Raw genomic sequence first — 13874 nt, 5'->3', positions numbered from 1 at the left:
CAAGCCCACGCGAGCCAGGTACAGGAGCGGTGTGGATAACCCGCGTTGCTCCGTCAACAAAATTGCCCGCCGCGGGCGCGCGGCGGGCAATTATCCACAGCAGAAAAATTAGTACTTGGCGGCGTGGCCTTCGCCGACGGAATCGTATAGCTTCTTCATGAGCGGATAGGCGATGATAATGCCCACTGAACCCCACGCGATGCCTTCCAGGGAAACCCCACCAACGCTGAGAGTCAGGTTGCCGATGCCCGCGATGAGCGCCACTGCGGCCGCGGTCAGGTTAACCGGGTTATTGAAATTGACCTTATTGTCCATCCAAATGCGCACACCCAACATGCCGATGAGCCCGTAAAGCACGATGCAGGCCCCACCGAGAACGCCGGTAGGAATGGTGAAAATCAGCGCGCCAAACTTCGGCACGAAAGCCAGAAGGATGGCGGTAAAGGCTGCTACCCAGTACGCGGCGGTGGAATAGACGCGGGTAGCGGCCATCACGCCAATATTTTCAGCATAGGTCGTGGTGCCAGAGCCGCCGAAGCCGCCAGCGAGGGTGGATGCGAGGCCATCGGCGATAAGAGCGTCACCGGCCAAGTCATCCAAGTCGCGCTTGGTCATCTCGGAAACGGCCTTGACATGGCCGACGTTTTCCGCGATGAGGACCACCAGCACGGGAAGCGCGACGGCAATGGCGGAGACGTTGAAGGAAGGTGCGTGGAATTGCGGCAGGCCCACCCACGGGGCGGCATCAATGGCCGCGACGGCGTCATCGCCGAGGTTGCCGGTGAGAGCGGCGAAAATCCAGCCCACGACCACGCCGAGGAGAATGGACAGGCGCGAAACCATGCCGCGGCCGGCGACGGTGGCCAGCAGGATTACCATCAGCGTCACCGCCGCCACGAGCGGCTGGGAGGCGAAGTTCTCGGCCGCATTCGGCGCTAAATTCAGGCCGATAAGTGCCACAATCGCACCGGTCACGGCCGGCGGCATGACGGCGTCCAACACGCGGCGGCCGGCGAACTTTACGGCGACGCCCACCGCGGCAAGGACAAGGCCAGTAACCAAAATGGAGCCGGCCTGCGCGGCGATGCCGTACTGCTGCGACGCCGAAAGAGGTGCGATGAACGCGAACGAGGAGCCGAGGTAGGACGGCAACCGGTTGCGCGTGATAAGCAGGAACAAGATTGTGCCGAGGCCGGAAAAGAGCAGCGTCGTATTGACGGGGAATCCGGTCAGGGTGGGAACTAGCAGCGTGGCGCCGAACATGGCCACCACGTGCTGCATACCGATGCCGATGGTGCGGCCCCAGCTGAGTCGTTCTTCCGGCGCCACCACCGCGCCTGGGGCAATCTTTTTACCGTCTCCGTGGACGGTCCAACCTTTTAAGCTCACGAGCCTTAATTATGGATCACCGGAGCTGGTTTAGGAAACTTCCTCCACGATGAATTCAGCGAGTTCACGGGCGGTGGGTGAGGGAAGGCGGACGTCGACAAGCGTGCCATCGGCCGTATACTCCTCGTGGCGCACCGTGCCCTCGGCATGCACGCGTGCCACCACATCCCCGCGCGTGAAGGGAACCTGCAGCTTAACGTGACTATCGCGGGAGTTGAGGAAGAGTTCCACACGCGCGGTAAGCTCGTCGATTCCCTCACCGGTACGGGCAGATACGTAGACGACGTCCTCATGGTCAAGAACGTGGCGCAGCTCAGCAAGCACCAGCGGATCGGCCTGGTCGATCTTATTGATCACGATAATTTCGGGCGGGGCCTGCTCCCCTGTCTCAGAGACGATGTCATAGATGACCTGATTGACCGCCTCAATCTGTTTTAGTGGGAACGGGTCTGAGCCATCGACCACGTGCAGCATAATATCGGCGGCTAGTACTTCTTCCAGGGTGGATTTAAAGGCCTCCACTAGCTGCGTAGGCAGGTGGCGGACGAAGCCGACGGTATCGGTGAAGACGACCTGGCGGCCGTCGGCAAGCGTGGCACGGCGAGTGGTGGGGTCCAATGTGGCAAAGAGCGCGTCTTCCACCAATACCCCGGCGCCGGTCATGGCGTTAATGAGGGAGGATTTTCCGGCATTGGTGTAGCCCGCAATAGCTATCTGTGCAATGGTTGAGCGTTGGCGCTTGGAACGCTTGACCTCACGTGCGGTCTTCATGGCGCGCAGTTCCTTGCGCAGGCGGGCCATCTCCGTGCGGATGCGGCGACGGTCTGTCTCAATTTTGGTCTCACCGGGACCACGCAGGCCCACGCCGCCATTGGAACCGGCGCGGCCGCCTGCCTGGCGCGAGAGGTTGCCACCCCAACCACGGGTATGCGTATACAAGTATTCCAACTGCGCCAATGAGACTTGGGCCTTACCCTCTTTTGATTTCGCATGCTGGGCAAAGATGTCAAGGATGAGCATGGTGCGGTCAATGACCTTGGTGTTAAGCGCACGCTCGAGTGCGGTGAGCTGGCCGGGGTTAAGCTCACCATCGCAGACCACGGTATCGGCACCGGTGGCCTCGACGATATCGCGCAATTCCTTCACCTTGCCGGAGCCGATGTAGGTGCCGGAGTCCGGCTTATCGCGCTTTTGGTAAATCATCTCCACTACTTCGGCGCCGGCGGTTTCGGTTAGCGCGGCCAGCTCGTCCATGGTGGCTTCCACTTCGGCCACGGTGCCTTCGGTCCACACGCCGACCAAAATGACTCGCTCGAGGCGCAGCTTTCGGTACTCCACCTCGTAGCCATCGGTAGTGTCCTCGGCGCGGATGGTGGTCTCACGGGTAACGCGGCGGAAGGCATTGCGCTCTGCCAGATCGAGGTCACCGGTGGTGGGCGTCGCCTCCGGCGTGGCCGGGGCGTCGTTATCGCGAAAGGCGCGGGCGAGGAGATCGTCGTTATTATGCTGGGAAAATTCGGTCATACTACCTTTCATTTTTGCATGTTGCGGCCGAAAGCGGGAATTTCGGATTCTTAGCTGGGTGGACAAGGCGATACAATGGCGGGCATGAACGTTAAGGACACTGGGGTGAAGCAGAATACCGAGATGCAGGCCATTGGCCTCAATTTCGAGCGCTGGCAGGATGCGGTCGAGGCGGCCATCGCCAGCGACCGCTTAGCCGTTACCGGTGAGGTGCGCGGTGGCCAGCTCATTCAGTTCACCGATCCGTCGGGCGCGCAGCTTAATATCCTCGCGGTAGAGCCTTTTGCCACCTTCATCGGCTTCGATGCCGTCACGCAAGGGTTTGCCCACGTGGAGATGGTCAACGATGTCCTGGCCCTGCTGGAAATCATCGATCCTTTCGGCACCACCATCGCCCAGGCCACCGCAAACCTGGCGCAGGGGCCTTTGCTTGTCGACGAACCCTTGCAGCAGTGGCAGCAAATTTCCCTAACCGCCATGGGGCTGGATGTGCGCACCTACGATTCCGCCGCTGCCTATGAGGCGGCCGAGGGCGAGTTCCCCGCGCTCTTCGAATCCGCGGGGGCCAAGGTTATTTCCTCCGGCTCCGGTGCCAAGGTCCCGACCCCTGCCGCCTCCTTTGCCGCACGCGTCATGGAATCTGAGTGGCGCACCAACGAGCTGACCGGGGAGAAATTCGCTCACCTCGTCATGGATGGACTATTCCCCTTCGACCTCTGCCTGCCAGTGGGAGCCGGCGAGCTGCCGGCGAAGGACTCTATCGTGGCCGGTACCGCGATGCTTACGGCGTCTATTGAGCTGCCCAGCGGCGGTTGCGGCGATGGCGCTGGCTGCGGTTGTGGCTCCGGTGGCTGCGGCTGCGGCGGCCATTAGAACGGACATAAAGGCCTAGTGAAATAGCTGTGTGGATGCCCTTCCCTGAAAATGCGAGGAACCGGCGGGTAATGGTTCTCGTGCTGATCCTGGTGGGATCAGTGGCGGTTGTGGCAACCCTGAAAGTCTCCGGGGTTTTCATTGCAGCGCTGCTCATCGCGGCGGCGCTGCTTATGCTGCATACCCGGCCGGATGCCTCAGAGCAGGCAGCCCTGCGCAGTTCTATTCGCCTTTCGGCGGAAGACATCGAAGACGTCGTGGCGGAATACGAGGACTTCCGCTCCTCCGCGGACGCAGAGAAAATGGCTGACCGCACGCTCTACCGGCCGGCGCTTTTAGATTTGGATTGTTCCGACCCCACCATCCAAGCCTTCCATTACGAGCTTTCCGGCGCCCGGCGGTTCCTGCGTCGGTTGAACTTGCGCGTTAATGCGGAAGAAATTAGCACCAACGAGTTGGAATCTTTGCTCAGGGTCACCGATGAGCGCGCCCGCGAACTGAAAGAAACGTGGTTGTCTGCCCGCCGTGCTGCCTTCGCGCTCGGGCCGAAGTATGAAAAGAACGAAGTAGAAAATCGCGCGCTGCGCCGCCAAGAACTCGAAGAGCAAGCCTTCGAGGAAGGCGAAGGGCGCAGCGCCTAAACACTAGCCAGACACGAGGCGGTCTACAGCGAGGTCTCGCCGGTGGCGACGATCGCGGAAGGTCCGGTCAAGCGCGAGCCGCCCTCGTAAATATCGACGATAACTTCCCCGCCCGGTACGTGTACGTGCACGGTGCCGTGGGGGGTGCTGGTGTGGTCAACGGCGGCGTCGGCAAGCGCGGCGGTCGCTGCCGCCACAGTGCCGGTGCCGCAGGAGCGAGTCTCTCCTACTCCGCGCTCGAAGACACGCATGTGCACGTGGCCGTCGCACAGTGGAGTCACCAGCTCGACGTTTACGCCATCCGGGAAGAAAGCATCATCGATGACGGGCTTTTCCAGAGTCTTTGCCGCAAGCTCCTTAGCCTCCAGCCCCGGCAACACGGCCGCCAGGTGGGGATTTCCCATGTCTACGCCCAAACCGGCATATTTTTCCCCCGCCATGGATGCGGTGGACACGCCAATTACTTCGGCCGAGCCCATCTCCACCGTGACCTCGGCCGCGTGTGCATCACACGAATGGACAGTAACGAGCTTGGCACCCGCCCGAGTGCCGATGGTGAACTTATCTTCGTCCACCAGACCGCGCGAGCGCAGCCAGTGGGCGAATACGCGGGTTCCGTTGCCGCACATTTCGGCCACGGAGCCATCGGCATTGCGGTAATCCATGAACCAATCATCGGGCGCAATGCCCTCGACCAGTTCGGCGATTTCACCGGCTGCGAGCAAAGCATCGGCGCGCACGACGCGCAGCAAACCATCGCCTCCGATACCGGCGCGGCGATCGCACAGCGCCGCTACGCGCTCGGGACTAAGCGGCGTGGCAGCCGCGTGGTCTTCCACGATGACGAAGTCATTTTCAGTTCCATGGCCCTTGGCAAATTTCATGTTCCCTACCCTAGCGCGCGCAACGCCTGGGCGGCCGTATCGCCTGCAGCATCCAGCCATGTAATGCGCTTATCGCGGTTGAACCAGGAGCGCTGACGGCGCACATACCGCCGCGTCCCGGTAATGGTGCGCTCTACCGCCTCATCCCACGTGAGTTCGCCGCGCTGGGCTTGAAATACCTGGGCATAGCCGATGGCGCGGCCAGCGGTGGAATCAGCCACCAAGCCCTGTGCTTGGAGAAGCTCGACTTCCTCGATAAGCCCACGCTCAAACATTTGGCGGGTGCGCAGTTCAATGCGCGGATTCAACCAGTCCGCGGTGGTGCGCAGCCCCAAGAGGCGGGTTTCCCACCGCGGCGGGGCATCCTTCGGCGGCTGGCTGGCTTTATAGGGCTTGCCGGTTAGTTCAATGACCTCGAGCGCGCGGACGGTACGGCGCGGGTCCTTATCCTCGATAATGGCGGCTGCGGCCGGATCCACCTGCGCCAGCTCCTCATGCAACGCGTCCGTGCCGATTTCCCTGCGTCGTGCCTCGTACTTGGCGCGCACGGCAGGGTCGGTGGGTGGGAACTGCCAGTCGTCGACAAGCGCTTGGGCATAGAGCATGGAACCACCGACCAGAATGGGCGTTTTGCCGCGGGCCATGATGCCTTCCACGTCCGCGATAGCATCGCGCTGGTAGCGCGCCACGGAAGCGGTCTCGGTCACCTCCCACACATCGAGCTGATGGTGCGGGATCCCCTCGCGCTCAGCCGGGGTGAGCTTGGCGGTGCCAATATCCATGCCGCGATATAACTGCATGGAATCGACGTTGACCACCTCTCCGTCTAGTTCATGCGCAAGCGCCAGACCTAAGGCAGATTTTCCGGAGGCGGTGGGACCAAAGACTGCAATCGGGTGCATTAGACCTCCCATCCTGCGACATAGCGGCCAACGCCCAAGGTGGCATCGGTGGCCAAAAGCTGTGCTTTCTTTGGCCGCAGGCCCGCCAATTCCTCCCACAGTGCGGGTTCTATGACGCCGCGCTGGGAAAGCCACTCACCTGCCCTGCTTGCCGACGCCCCCATCAGCACCTCCTCGCACCACTCGTGCGCCGCCTGGGCGTCTGGAACAAGCGCCAAGGGGGCGCGCTCGGTTAGGCCTGCACTGCCATCTGCCACGACGATGGTCAGCGCCGCTGGATCCGGCTGGCCGATAGCCTCCCGACTACCGCGGACGCTAAGCTGTGGCACGCTGTGTAGTACGTAGCGCGCCATTATCTCGGGCAAAAAATTGCCGCCGCCCAGGTCCGTGGCTGCTCCCCAGGCCTGTAAACTGCCGGTATGGGCGGTATACCAGCGCTGGTCTTGGCTGCCAACGATATCCACGGCTGTGATACCGGCCGCGGCAGCCTCCACCGCAAGGGAGCGAGCAGCGGCGAGCAGTGCACGAGAGGCAGCGTCATGAGCGGAAAGCTCCACGGCCAGCGCTGGTGAGGCTGGCATTACCATGAGATTGAACATTATTTCTCCATACTATCTACCCAAGTGGAGGTAATTAAATAGAATCTGGGCGCGCGCGAGATATTCGCGGTAATGTATCCAATGATTTTATCCGGCAGCCGTGACGCGCGGCGATCTATGCATAGGAGGGCTTGTCATGTCTCCCATCCCTACCCCAGGTTCCATGCCCAAAAAGGGCCCTCGCCCCACCGCAAAGCCTGTTCCCGTTCAGGCCCCACGCAACAATGACCCGGCCAAGTGGGGCCGGATCGACACAGATGGTTCCGTCTTCGTTTCTGCTCCAGAGGGCGAACGCAAGATCGGCGAGTGGAAAGCCGGTACCCCCGAGGAGGGCCTTAAGCACTACGGCGCGCGTTATGACGATCTATCTACCGAAATCGAGCTGCTCGAGGCACGCCTACGCGCCAATCCTGATGAGGCCGTCGGCATTAAAAAGACCGCAGCGCAGTTGCGCGAAACCCTAGCTACCGCTGCGGTCATCGGAGACATCGCTGCCTTGGATCGGCGCCTTAGCGCGGTGATTGAACACTCGGTAGAAGCCGGCGAGCAGGCGCAGGCCGATAAGGAGCGTCGCCGCGAAGAAGCAATCGCTGCCAAGGAAAAGCTGGCGTCTGAAGCAGAAGAAATTGCTGAAAACTCCACCGAGTGGAAGGCCGCTGGAGACCGCATCCGCGCGATCTTGGAGGAGTGGAAGCAGATTAAGGGTATCGACCGTAAGACCGATGATGCCCTGTGGAAGCGCTACTCTCGCGCCCGCGATTCCTTCAACCGCCGCCGCGGCTCCCACTTTGCTGAGCTGGACCGCGCCCGTGCGGTTGCCCGCAAAAAGAAAGAGGAGCTCGTCGAGCGAGCCGAGGCCATCCAGGATTCTACCGATTGGGGTCCCACCGCCCGCGCCTACCGCGATTTGATGACCGAATGGAAGGCCGCCGGCCGCGCTCCACGCGAGGTGGACGATAAACTCTGGGCCCGCTTCCGCGCCGCCCAGGACAAGTTCTTCAATGCTCGCAATGCCGTCAATGACGAGCGCGACCGCGAGTTCGCAGAAAATGCCAAGGCCAAAGACGCCTTGATTGCAGAATACGACGGTCAAATCGATCCTGCTAAGGGAATCGAGGGAGCTAAGGCCAAGCTGCGCGAGTTGCAGGAAAAGTGGGAAGAGATTGGCTTCGTTCCCCGCAAGCAGGTGCGCGAATACGAGTCCAAGATCGCGGCGCTGGAGCAGCGCGTTACCGATGCGGAAAAGTCTGAATGGCGCCGCACCGACCCAGAGGCGCAGGCACGTGTGGCACAATTCCAGGCCAAGGTCGATGAGTTTAAGTCTCAGGCCGAGGCGGCTGAAGCCAAGGGCAATGCAAAGAAAGCCGCTGATCTGCGCGCTCAGGCCGAGCAATGGCAGGCTTTTGCTGACGCCGCCGCAAACGCCGTCAACGATAAGTAGTGCACCTCGTCCACATTGCGCGTCCACCGCGGCCGCCGCACGCATCTCCCGTAGACGCACGGCCCAGCGAACCAGCGGATTGCATTCGCAGCTTCGTCTTTTGGGCCAACCTTGCGGCCCAAGAAGCCAGCGGCGATGCCGCGGCATCAACGTCGCCTAGGCGCGTGGTGCAGCGGCTACAAGGTTCTAGCGAATCACAGACCTACCTTTTTGCCGTAGTAGACGGCGACTCCACCCTGGGCGAGGTCTCTGAGCTTGGGCTGCCGCTAATACCTGCGGTGGAGCCCAGCCCAGAGCTGGACTACCTCGGATTCATCCACCTCAGCCTGCCGCTTTTAGAAGAGCGCGAAACCGCCGAGATCGAATGCGTGCTGTGCGATCTGCCTCTCCCTGGGCAAGAACTCGAGGAGGAAGGGCAGAAAGTAGCCGAGTGGATGGGGATAAAGGCGCTGGAGCTTGCCCGGAAGCTCGGCCGCACCATTGCGCACGTCGGTCTGCTGCATCCACCGGGGACGGACCCAGACTACGATGTCATGGGAAGCGTCTACCGCCAGCTGGGGTTTAAGCACCGGCATGCAGAACACCAACTCGTGATGGACATCCCCGAAAGCCCCGTGGCGGCACTCCTTCCAGCGGGAATCACCTCGCAAGCGTGGGCTGATTACGACATCCCAGAAAGCTACCTCGACGAGGTCATGCGGCTGCTTACCCTAGCCTCCCAAGACGCGGAGACCGGGGATTTGACGGTGGAGCCCATCGTCTGGACTCGCACGCGGTTGCGCGAAGCCCACAGCCGGCTGCGTTCTCGCCGCGGACATACGTTACTTATCGCACTCACCAGCGAAGAGGGGAAAATCCTCGCGCTGGCAGAAGTAGCCAGGCACGAGGATGCGAATCCTGAGGTAGCCGAGTGGACTTTGACCGTCACCGATCGTCCGCACCGGCGCCGCGGACTCGCGCAATTAGCCAAGCTCACAGCGCTTCACGCCGTTGCACGCCATTGGCCACAAGTACGTCGTTGCTACGGCTCCGTGGCGGACAAAGACGAAGCGATGAATGCCATCTACCGTAGATTGGGTGCCCGAGAGTTTTCCCGCTCTTGTGCATGGGAGTTGCGATTGCGAGACTAGAGCCGCAGGCGTCACAGATAAAGGCGCGGCGGCGCGCTTTTTACTCGCCGCGTTGGGCGCGGTGACGCTCAGCAGCTTGCTTGCGGCGATTATCCACAATTGGCACCTGCCGCGGCGCCGCGTTAATAGCAGGTTGGAATTCGCCCACCTCATCGAGCTGTCCGGCGGTGGCACGCACTTGAGCCTCGGCAGCCTTTTGCTCTGGGCTGCGGCGCAACGCCACTAAGCAATAGGCCAAAAATGCTAGGAAGGTAGCCAGCATTCCTACCCACATTCCCAGCGATGCCCCGTCAGCGGTAGACCCGCGGAACCAGAAACCCCACAGGTTGGCAAAGAAGGACACAGTCACCAGCATCCAAGCGACAAGTCCAGGCGTAGCTCGGCGGGTAAACAGTGTCACCGGGGTGAGAACGCCCAATCCAAGGAGAGCGAGCCACGCGGAGACGGTTTCCATGAGGGATATTCTGACTCCGCTGGACGTGGTACCGAAGGTCAACGCTTCCCAACCGTGTGAGGGGCCGGCGTAGGGCAAAACCAGGTAGAGGATATAAGCCACCACCGCGATGCACAGTGTGACTTTGTGGCCGCCGAGGTCCATTGTTTGTGCTGCGCGGCGCTCCGCGGTAGCTGCTTTCTGGGCGGCGGTGGTGGGCTTTTCCTCAGTCATGGGTCCCTAGCCTACTCCCCTCTTAGCAACCGCAAGAATCGCCGGATTCAGCGGCCGCTGGCTTTCCAATAGACGGCAATCCCAGACCCACGCCGATGGGCGCCGTCGTCGGGGTCTCACCGGCGGCCGACATGTCGCCGGCCTTGGTGCGGGTGTGGGAGGTAACGGCGGCGTCGGCAAGCAAGAAGAAAGAACCCGCACCGGTGACCTGAGTATGGACCACATCGCCCGGGCGAATCGCGGTGGAGATGTCCGCACCGTCAGAATCAACCGGGGTGAAGTGCACTAAGCGCCCATCACGAGCGCGACCAGTCATGCGGTGGGTCTCATCGTTCTTGCGGCCGCCCTCTGCCTGGACCAAAAGTTCAACGTCTGTGCCGATGAGCTTCTTGTTCTCCTCGGCCTGAATGCTATCTTGCAAAGCAACGAGGCGCTCGAAGCGATCTTGGACGACGTCCTTAGGAATCTGGTCCTCCATTTCGGCGGCCGGGGTGCCTGGGCGCGGCGAATACTGGAAGGTAAAGGCAGAGGCAAAGCGGGCGCGGCGCACCAATTCCATCGTGTCTTGGAAGTCTTCCTCGGTCTCGCCTGGGAAGCCCACGATGATATCCGTGGTAATCGCGGCGTGCGGAATCTTCTCCCGTACCTCGTCCAAAATCCGCAGGAATTTCTTCGTGCGGTAGGAACGGCGCATGTCCTTGAGAACCTTGTCAGAGCCGGACTGCAGCGGCATGTGCAACTGCGGGCACACGGACGGGGTCTCCGCCATGGCGTCGATAACGTCAGAAGTAAACTCCGCCGGGTGCGGGGAGGTAAACCGCAGGCGCTCAAGGCCTTCGATCTTGCCTACCTCGCGCAGCAGCTTAGAGAAAGCGAAGCGGTCGCGCGGCATCTCCGGATCGGCGAAATTAACGCCATAGGCATTAACGTTTTGTCCCAGCAAGGTGACCTCAGATACGCCCTGATCCACCAGCGCTTGGACTTCGGCCAAAATGTCGCCCGGCCGACGGTCCTCTTCTTTACCGCGCAGGGAAGGAACGATGCAGAAGGTACAGGTGTTATTGCAGCCTACTGAAACAGAAACCCAGCCGGCATAGGCAGACTCACGCTTGGCCGGCAAGACGGACGGAAACGCCTCGAGGGAATCGACAATCTCCACTTGGGCTTCATCGTTGTGGCGAGCGCGCTCTAGCAGGGTCGGAAGAGCCGCCATGTTGTGGGTGCCAAAGACGGCATCGACCCACGGTGCATTATCAAGGACAGTGTCCTTGTCCTTTTGCGCCAGGCAACCGCCCACGGCAATCTGCATGCCTGGGTGGTTTTCCTTGGTTTTCTTCAAAGCGCCCAAGGTGCCATAGAGCCGCTTATCGGCATTCTCACGCACGGCGCAGGTATTAAAGACGATAAGGTCTGGCTCTACACCTTCGCCGGCGGCCGAGTAGCCTGCCTCCTCCAAAAGGCCAGAGATGCGCTCGGAATCATGCACATTCATCTGGCATCCGAAGGTTCGGACTTCATAAGTACGGGTATCTGCGATTGTCTGCTCCACGTCGGCATAGTTTAGCCATGTAGTTAGGCATCTCATAACTGCCGGACTTGGCCATTCCGGCGCTACCCTTCCTTGGCCGTATCAGTCCTCTGCGCGCAGTTCCGCGCACCGCGCGTCAAGCGCTGCGATTGCGATCTGCAATGACATTCCTTCATTGAAGCCGCGGCGTGCCAGCACACCCACGATGCGGCGTAGGGCCTTGTCGCGCTCCTTGCGATCCGGCGGGACAGTCTTAATGGAGCGAGCCTTCTTTTCCGCAAGGGCCTGCGCCATGGCTTGTTCATCGGCAGGGTCAATTTGCTCGAGGGCCTCAGCACGGTCGGCCTCGCTCACGCCCTTTTCCCGCAATTCCCTGTTGAGAACCGAGCTGGACTTGCCGCGCCGCTTATGCCGTTGGCGCACCCACTCGTGTGCAAAGGCTGCGTCATTCACCAGCCCCGCGTGGGCTAAATCATCTAGCACGTCCTCAACGACATCTGGCTCAAACTCGGCCTTTACCAGACGATCATAGAGCTCTTTCCGGGACCTAGAACGCTGATCCAAAAGGCCCAGCGCCCGAGAGCGGACCTTGGCCTTGGCTTCCTCTGCCTCTCGATCAAAAAGCCCGCCCCCAGCTGCTCCATTCTCATAGGCCTCGAGGGCCTGACGGAGTTGGGCGAGCTTTTCGGGGGCGGGCTGATTCATGATGCAGATTCAAATGGTACGCGGTGTGCGGGTGCGGGTTAGACGATTCTAGTCGTCGTCAAAATCGACGTTTGGAACGAGATCAACGGACTCATCGGTCAATGGGTCATCGGCGCCAGGAACATCCATCGCGGCAGCCTCTTCACCCTCGGCCGCAGCCTCGCCGATGCCAAGCTTCTGGAAAATCTTCTGCTCGATTTCATTGGCAAGGTCCGGATTATCCTTCAGGAAATTACGCGCCTTCTCCTTACCCTGGCCCAGCTGGTCGCCTTCGTAGGTAAACCAGGACCCGGACTTGCGGATGAAGCCGTTTTCGACGCCAAGGTCGATGATGGACGACTCGCGAGAGATGCCTTCGCCATACATGATGTCGAACTCGGCAATCTTAAATGGTGGCGAGACCTTGTTTTTTACTACCTTGAGCTTGGTGCGGTTACCGATGGCATCCTGGCCATCTTTTAAGGTCTGGATGCGGCGGATATCGCAGCGCACGGAAGAGTAGAACTTGAGCGCCTTACCACCGGTGGTGGTCTCTGGCGAGCCGAACATCACGCCAATCTTTTCGCGCAGCTGGTTAATGAAGATAGCGGTGGTACCGGAGTTGTACAGGGCACCGGTCATCTTGCGCAGCGCCTGCGACATCAGGCGGGCCTGGAGGCCGACGTGGCTATCGCCCATTTCACCTTCAATTTCCGCCTTCGGGGTAAGTGCAGCAACGGAGTCAACGACAATGATGTCAATTGCGCCAGAGCGTACCAGCATATCGGCGATCTCCAAGGCCTGTTCGCCGGTATCTGGCTGGGAAACCAAAAGGTTATCGGTATCCACGCCAAGCAGGCGAGCATACTGCGGGTCGAGCGCGTGCTCGGCGTCAATAAACGCGGCAATGCCGCCGTCCTTTTGTGCAGATGCAATGGCGTGCAGCGCAACAGTGGTCTTACCAGAAGACTCCGGGCCATAAATTTCTACGATGCGCCCGCGCGGGAAACCACCAATACCCAGAGCAACATCGATTGCGGTATTACCGGAAGAAATGGCCTTAATCGGTGGGCGGTTGTCATCACCCAGGCGCATCACAGCGCCTTTGCCGTAATCCTTCTCAATCATGGCCATTGCGGCATCGAGGGCCTTTTGGCGGTCATCTCCCTTAGAGGCGGCAGAAGAAGACTTCTTTTTGGTTGCCATTAACTTTCATCCTTATCTTTAACGACGATGTACTAACGCATTATTAGACTGCCGTGGAACTCAAACGGTTCCCTCCGTCAACGCCATCCCACTGTAGACGACTGCATCGACACCTCCGCCATATTACATACATCTGTTCGAATTTTGAAAGTGAACACGCCAGTCCGCCAAATTCGACGGCGCTATAAAGTAGGGTAATCGACCCCCAACCTGCGCTCCTTCGGTACATCAAAGTCATCGCACAGGCTCAGCCAGACGCGACGCGGATCGACGCCGCGTTCGATAAGCTCATCGGGCGTTGCCCCGAGGTCGGGCAAGACATGGGAGTGACTAATCCACTTCCCCTTAGACTCGCCAAATTCATCCACAATGAGCTGGTGATACTCGGTCAATCTCATGCGCGCCA

General features: G+C 60.5%; 14 protein-coding genes. 4 read left to right on the top strand and 10 right to left on the bottom strand.

Features of this window, described 5'->3' with window-relative positions:
- Positions 1-108: 108 nt before the first annotated feature.
- Positions 109-1389, bottom strand: a complete 1281-nt coding sequence (locus I6I12_RS05605) for a uracil-xanthine permease family protein (RefSeq protein ID WP_200288949.1) — start codon at positions 1387-1389, stop codon at positions 109-111.
- A gap of 30 nt (positions 1390-1419) precedes the next feature.
- The gene (gene hflX / locus I6I12_RS05600; protein WP_023021372.1) at positions 1420-2913 is read right to left on the bottom strand and encodes a GTPase HflX; all 1494 of its coding nucleotides are present in this window, start codon (positions 2911-2913) and stop codon (positions 1420-1422) included.
- A 75-nt stretch (positions 2914-2988) separates the two neighbouring features.
- Here hflX and I6I12_RS05595 point away from each other — a divergent pair, with 75 nt between their 5' ends.
- A complete protein-coding gene (locus tag I6I12_RS05595; protein WP_023021371.1) occupies positions 2989-3786 on the top strand; it encodes a hypothetical protein in 798 nt (265 codons plus the stop codon).
- A 35-nt stretch (positions 3787-3821) separates the two neighbouring features.
- Entirely contained in the window at positions 3822-4427 is a 606-nt protein-coding gene (locus tag I6I12_RS05590; RefSeq protein WP_034655392.1) for a hypothetical protein, read from the top strand.
- 23 nt (positions 4428-4450) lie between these two features.
- Here I6I12_RS05590 and dapF read toward each other — a convergent pair whose 3' ends face one another.
- The 3 genes from dapF to I6I12_RS05575 are packed head-to-tail and all read right to left on the bottom strand — an operon-like array spanning position 4451 to position 6812.
- Complete coding sequence (gene dapF, locus I6I12_RS05585) at positions 4451-5311, bottom strand: diaminopimelate epimerase (protein WP_023021369.1); 861 nt, start codon at positions 5309-5311, stop codon at positions 4451-4453.
- Between the two features lie 5 nt (positions 5312-5316).
- Positions 5317-6213 carry a tRNA (adenosine(37)-N6)-dimethylallyltransferase MiaA gene (miaA, locus tag I6I12_RS05580; protein WP_200288948.1) on the bottom strand — a complete coding sequence of 299 codons (897 nt, stop codon included), beginning with the start codon at positions 6211-6213 and terminating at the stop codon, positions 5317-5319.
- The gene (locus tag I6I12_RS05575) at positions 6213-6812 is read right to left on the bottom strand and encodes a hypothetical protein (protein ID WP_200288947.1); all 600 of its coding nucleotides are present in this window, start codon (positions 6810-6812) and stop codon (positions 6213-6215) included. The genes miaA and I6I12_RS05575 overlap by 1 nt, the downstream gene beginning before the upstream one ends.
- A 136-nt stretch (positions 6813-6948) precedes the next feature.
- On the opposite strand from I6I12_RS05575, the gene I6I12_RS05570 reads away from it, so the two are divergent.
- Together I6I12_RS05570 and I6I12_RS05565 are read left to right on the top strand one after the other, a co-directional pair.
- Complete coding sequence (locus I6I12_RS05570) at positions 6949-8253, top strand: DUF349 domain-containing protein (RefSeq protein WP_200288946.1); 1305 nt, start codon at positions 6949-6951, stop codon at positions 8251-8253.
- Entirely contained in the window at positions 8253-9383 is a 1131-nt protein-coding gene (locus tag I6I12_RS05565; protein WP_234288182.1) for a GNAT family N-acetyltransferase, read from the top strand. Before I6I12_RS05570 ends, I6I12_RS05565 begins: the two co-directional genes overlap by 1 nt.
- Before the next feature lie 40 nt (positions 9384-9423).
- Here the strand turns inward: I6I12_RS05565 and I6I12_RS05560 are convergent, their stop codons facing one another.
- The 5 genes from I6I12_RS05560 to I6I12_RS05540 all read right to left on the bottom strand — a co-directional run bounded on the left by I6I12_RS05560 (position 9424) and on the right by I6I12_RS05540 (position 13866).
- The gene (locus I6I12_RS05560) at positions 9424-10050 is read right to left on the bottom strand and encodes an Rv2732c family membrane protein (RefSeq protein WP_023021364.1); all 627 of its coding nucleotides are present in this window, start codon (positions 10048-10050) and stop codon (positions 9424-9426) included.
- A gap of 22 nt (positions 10051-10072) precedes the next feature.
- Positions 10073-11635 carry a tRNA (N6-isopentenyl adenosine(37)-C2)-methylthiotransferase MiaB gene (gene miaB / locus I6I12_RS05555; protein ID WP_200288945.1) on the bottom strand — a complete coding sequence of 521 codons (1563 nt, stop codon included), beginning with the start codon at positions 11633-11635 and terminating at the stop codon, positions 10073-10075.
- A gap of 45 nt (positions 11636-11680) precedes the next feature.
- A complete protein-coding gene (gene recX / locus I6I12_RS05550) occupies positions 11681-12283 on the bottom strand; it encodes a recombination regulator RecX (RefSeq protein WP_023021362.1) in 603 nt (200 codons plus the stop codon).
- 48 nt (positions 12284-12331) lie between these two features.
- Positions 12332-13468 (bottom strand): recombinase RecA, encoded by a 1137-nt coding sequence (gene recA / locus I6I12_RS05545; RefSeq protein WP_200288944.1) that lies wholly within the window; start codon positions 13466-13468, stop codon positions 12332-12334.
- A gap of 182 nt (positions 13469-13650) precedes the next feature.
- Positions 13651-13866 carry a DUF3046 domain-containing protein gene (locus I6I12_RS05540; RefSeq protein WP_005325117.1) on the bottom strand — a complete coding sequence of 72 codons (216 nt, stop codon included), beginning with the start codon at positions 13864-13866 and terminating at the stop codon, positions 13651-13653.
- Positions 13867-13874: the final 8 nt, after the last annotated feature.

The sequence above is a fragment of the Corynebacterium kefirresidentii genome (genome assembly GCF_016599755.1).
Taxonomy (GTDB): Bacteria; Actinomycetota; Actinomycetes; order Mycobacteriales; family Mycobacteriaceae; genus Corynebacterium; species Corynebacterium kefirresidentii.
This window is presented reverse-complemented; position numbering and strand designations above follow the sequence as displayed.

Bases quoted from the DNA above. Each gene is read 5' to 3' on its own strand.
- hflX (WP_023021372.1), bottom strand. From the start codon at position 2,913: ATGACCGAATTTTCCCAGCATAATAACGACGATCTCCTCGCCCGCGCC.
- I6I12_RS05595 (WP_023021371.1), top strand. From the start codon at position 2,989: ATGGCGGGCATGAACGTTAAGGACACTGGGGTGAAGCAGAATACCGAG.
- I6I12_RS05590 (WP_034655392.1), top strand. From the start codon at position 3,822: ATGCCCTTCCCTGAAAATGCGAGGAACCGGCGGGTAATGGTTCTCGTG.
- dapF (WP_023021369.1), bottom strand. From the start codon at position 5,311: ATGAAATTTGCCAAGGGCCATGGAACTGAAAATGACTTCGTCATCGTG.
- miaA (WP_200288948.1), bottom strand. From the start codon at position 6,213: ATGCACCCGATTGCAGTCTTTGGTCCCACCGCCTCCGGAAAATCTGCC.
- I6I12_RS05575 (WP_200288947.1), bottom strand. From the start codon at position 6,812: ATGTTCAATCTCATGGTAATGCCAGCCTCACCAGCGCTGGCCGTGGAG.
- I6I12_RS05570 (WP_200288946.1), top strand. From the start codon at position 6,949: ATGTCTCCCATCCCTACCCCAGGTTCCATGCCCAAAAAGGGCCCTCGC.
- I6I12_RS05560 (WP_023021364.1), bottom strand. From the start codon at position 10,050: ATGACTGAGGAAAAGCCCACCACCGCCGCCCAGAAAGCAGCTACCGCG.
- miaB (WP_200288945.1), bottom strand. From the start codon at position 11,635: ATGAGATGCCTAACTACATGGCTAAACTATGCCGACGTGGAGCAGACA.
- recX (WP_023021362.1), bottom strand. From the start codon at position 12,283: ATGAATCAGCCCGCCCCCGAAAAGCTCGCCCAACTCCGTCAGGCCCTC.
- recA (WP_200288944.1), bottom strand. From the start codon at position 13,468: ATGGCAACCAAAAAGAAGTCTTCTTCTGCCGCCTCTAAGGGAGATGAC.
- I6I12_RS05540 (WP_005325117.1), bottom strand. From the start codon at position 13,866: ATGAGATTGACCGAGTATCACCAGCTCATTGTGGATGAATTTGGCGAG.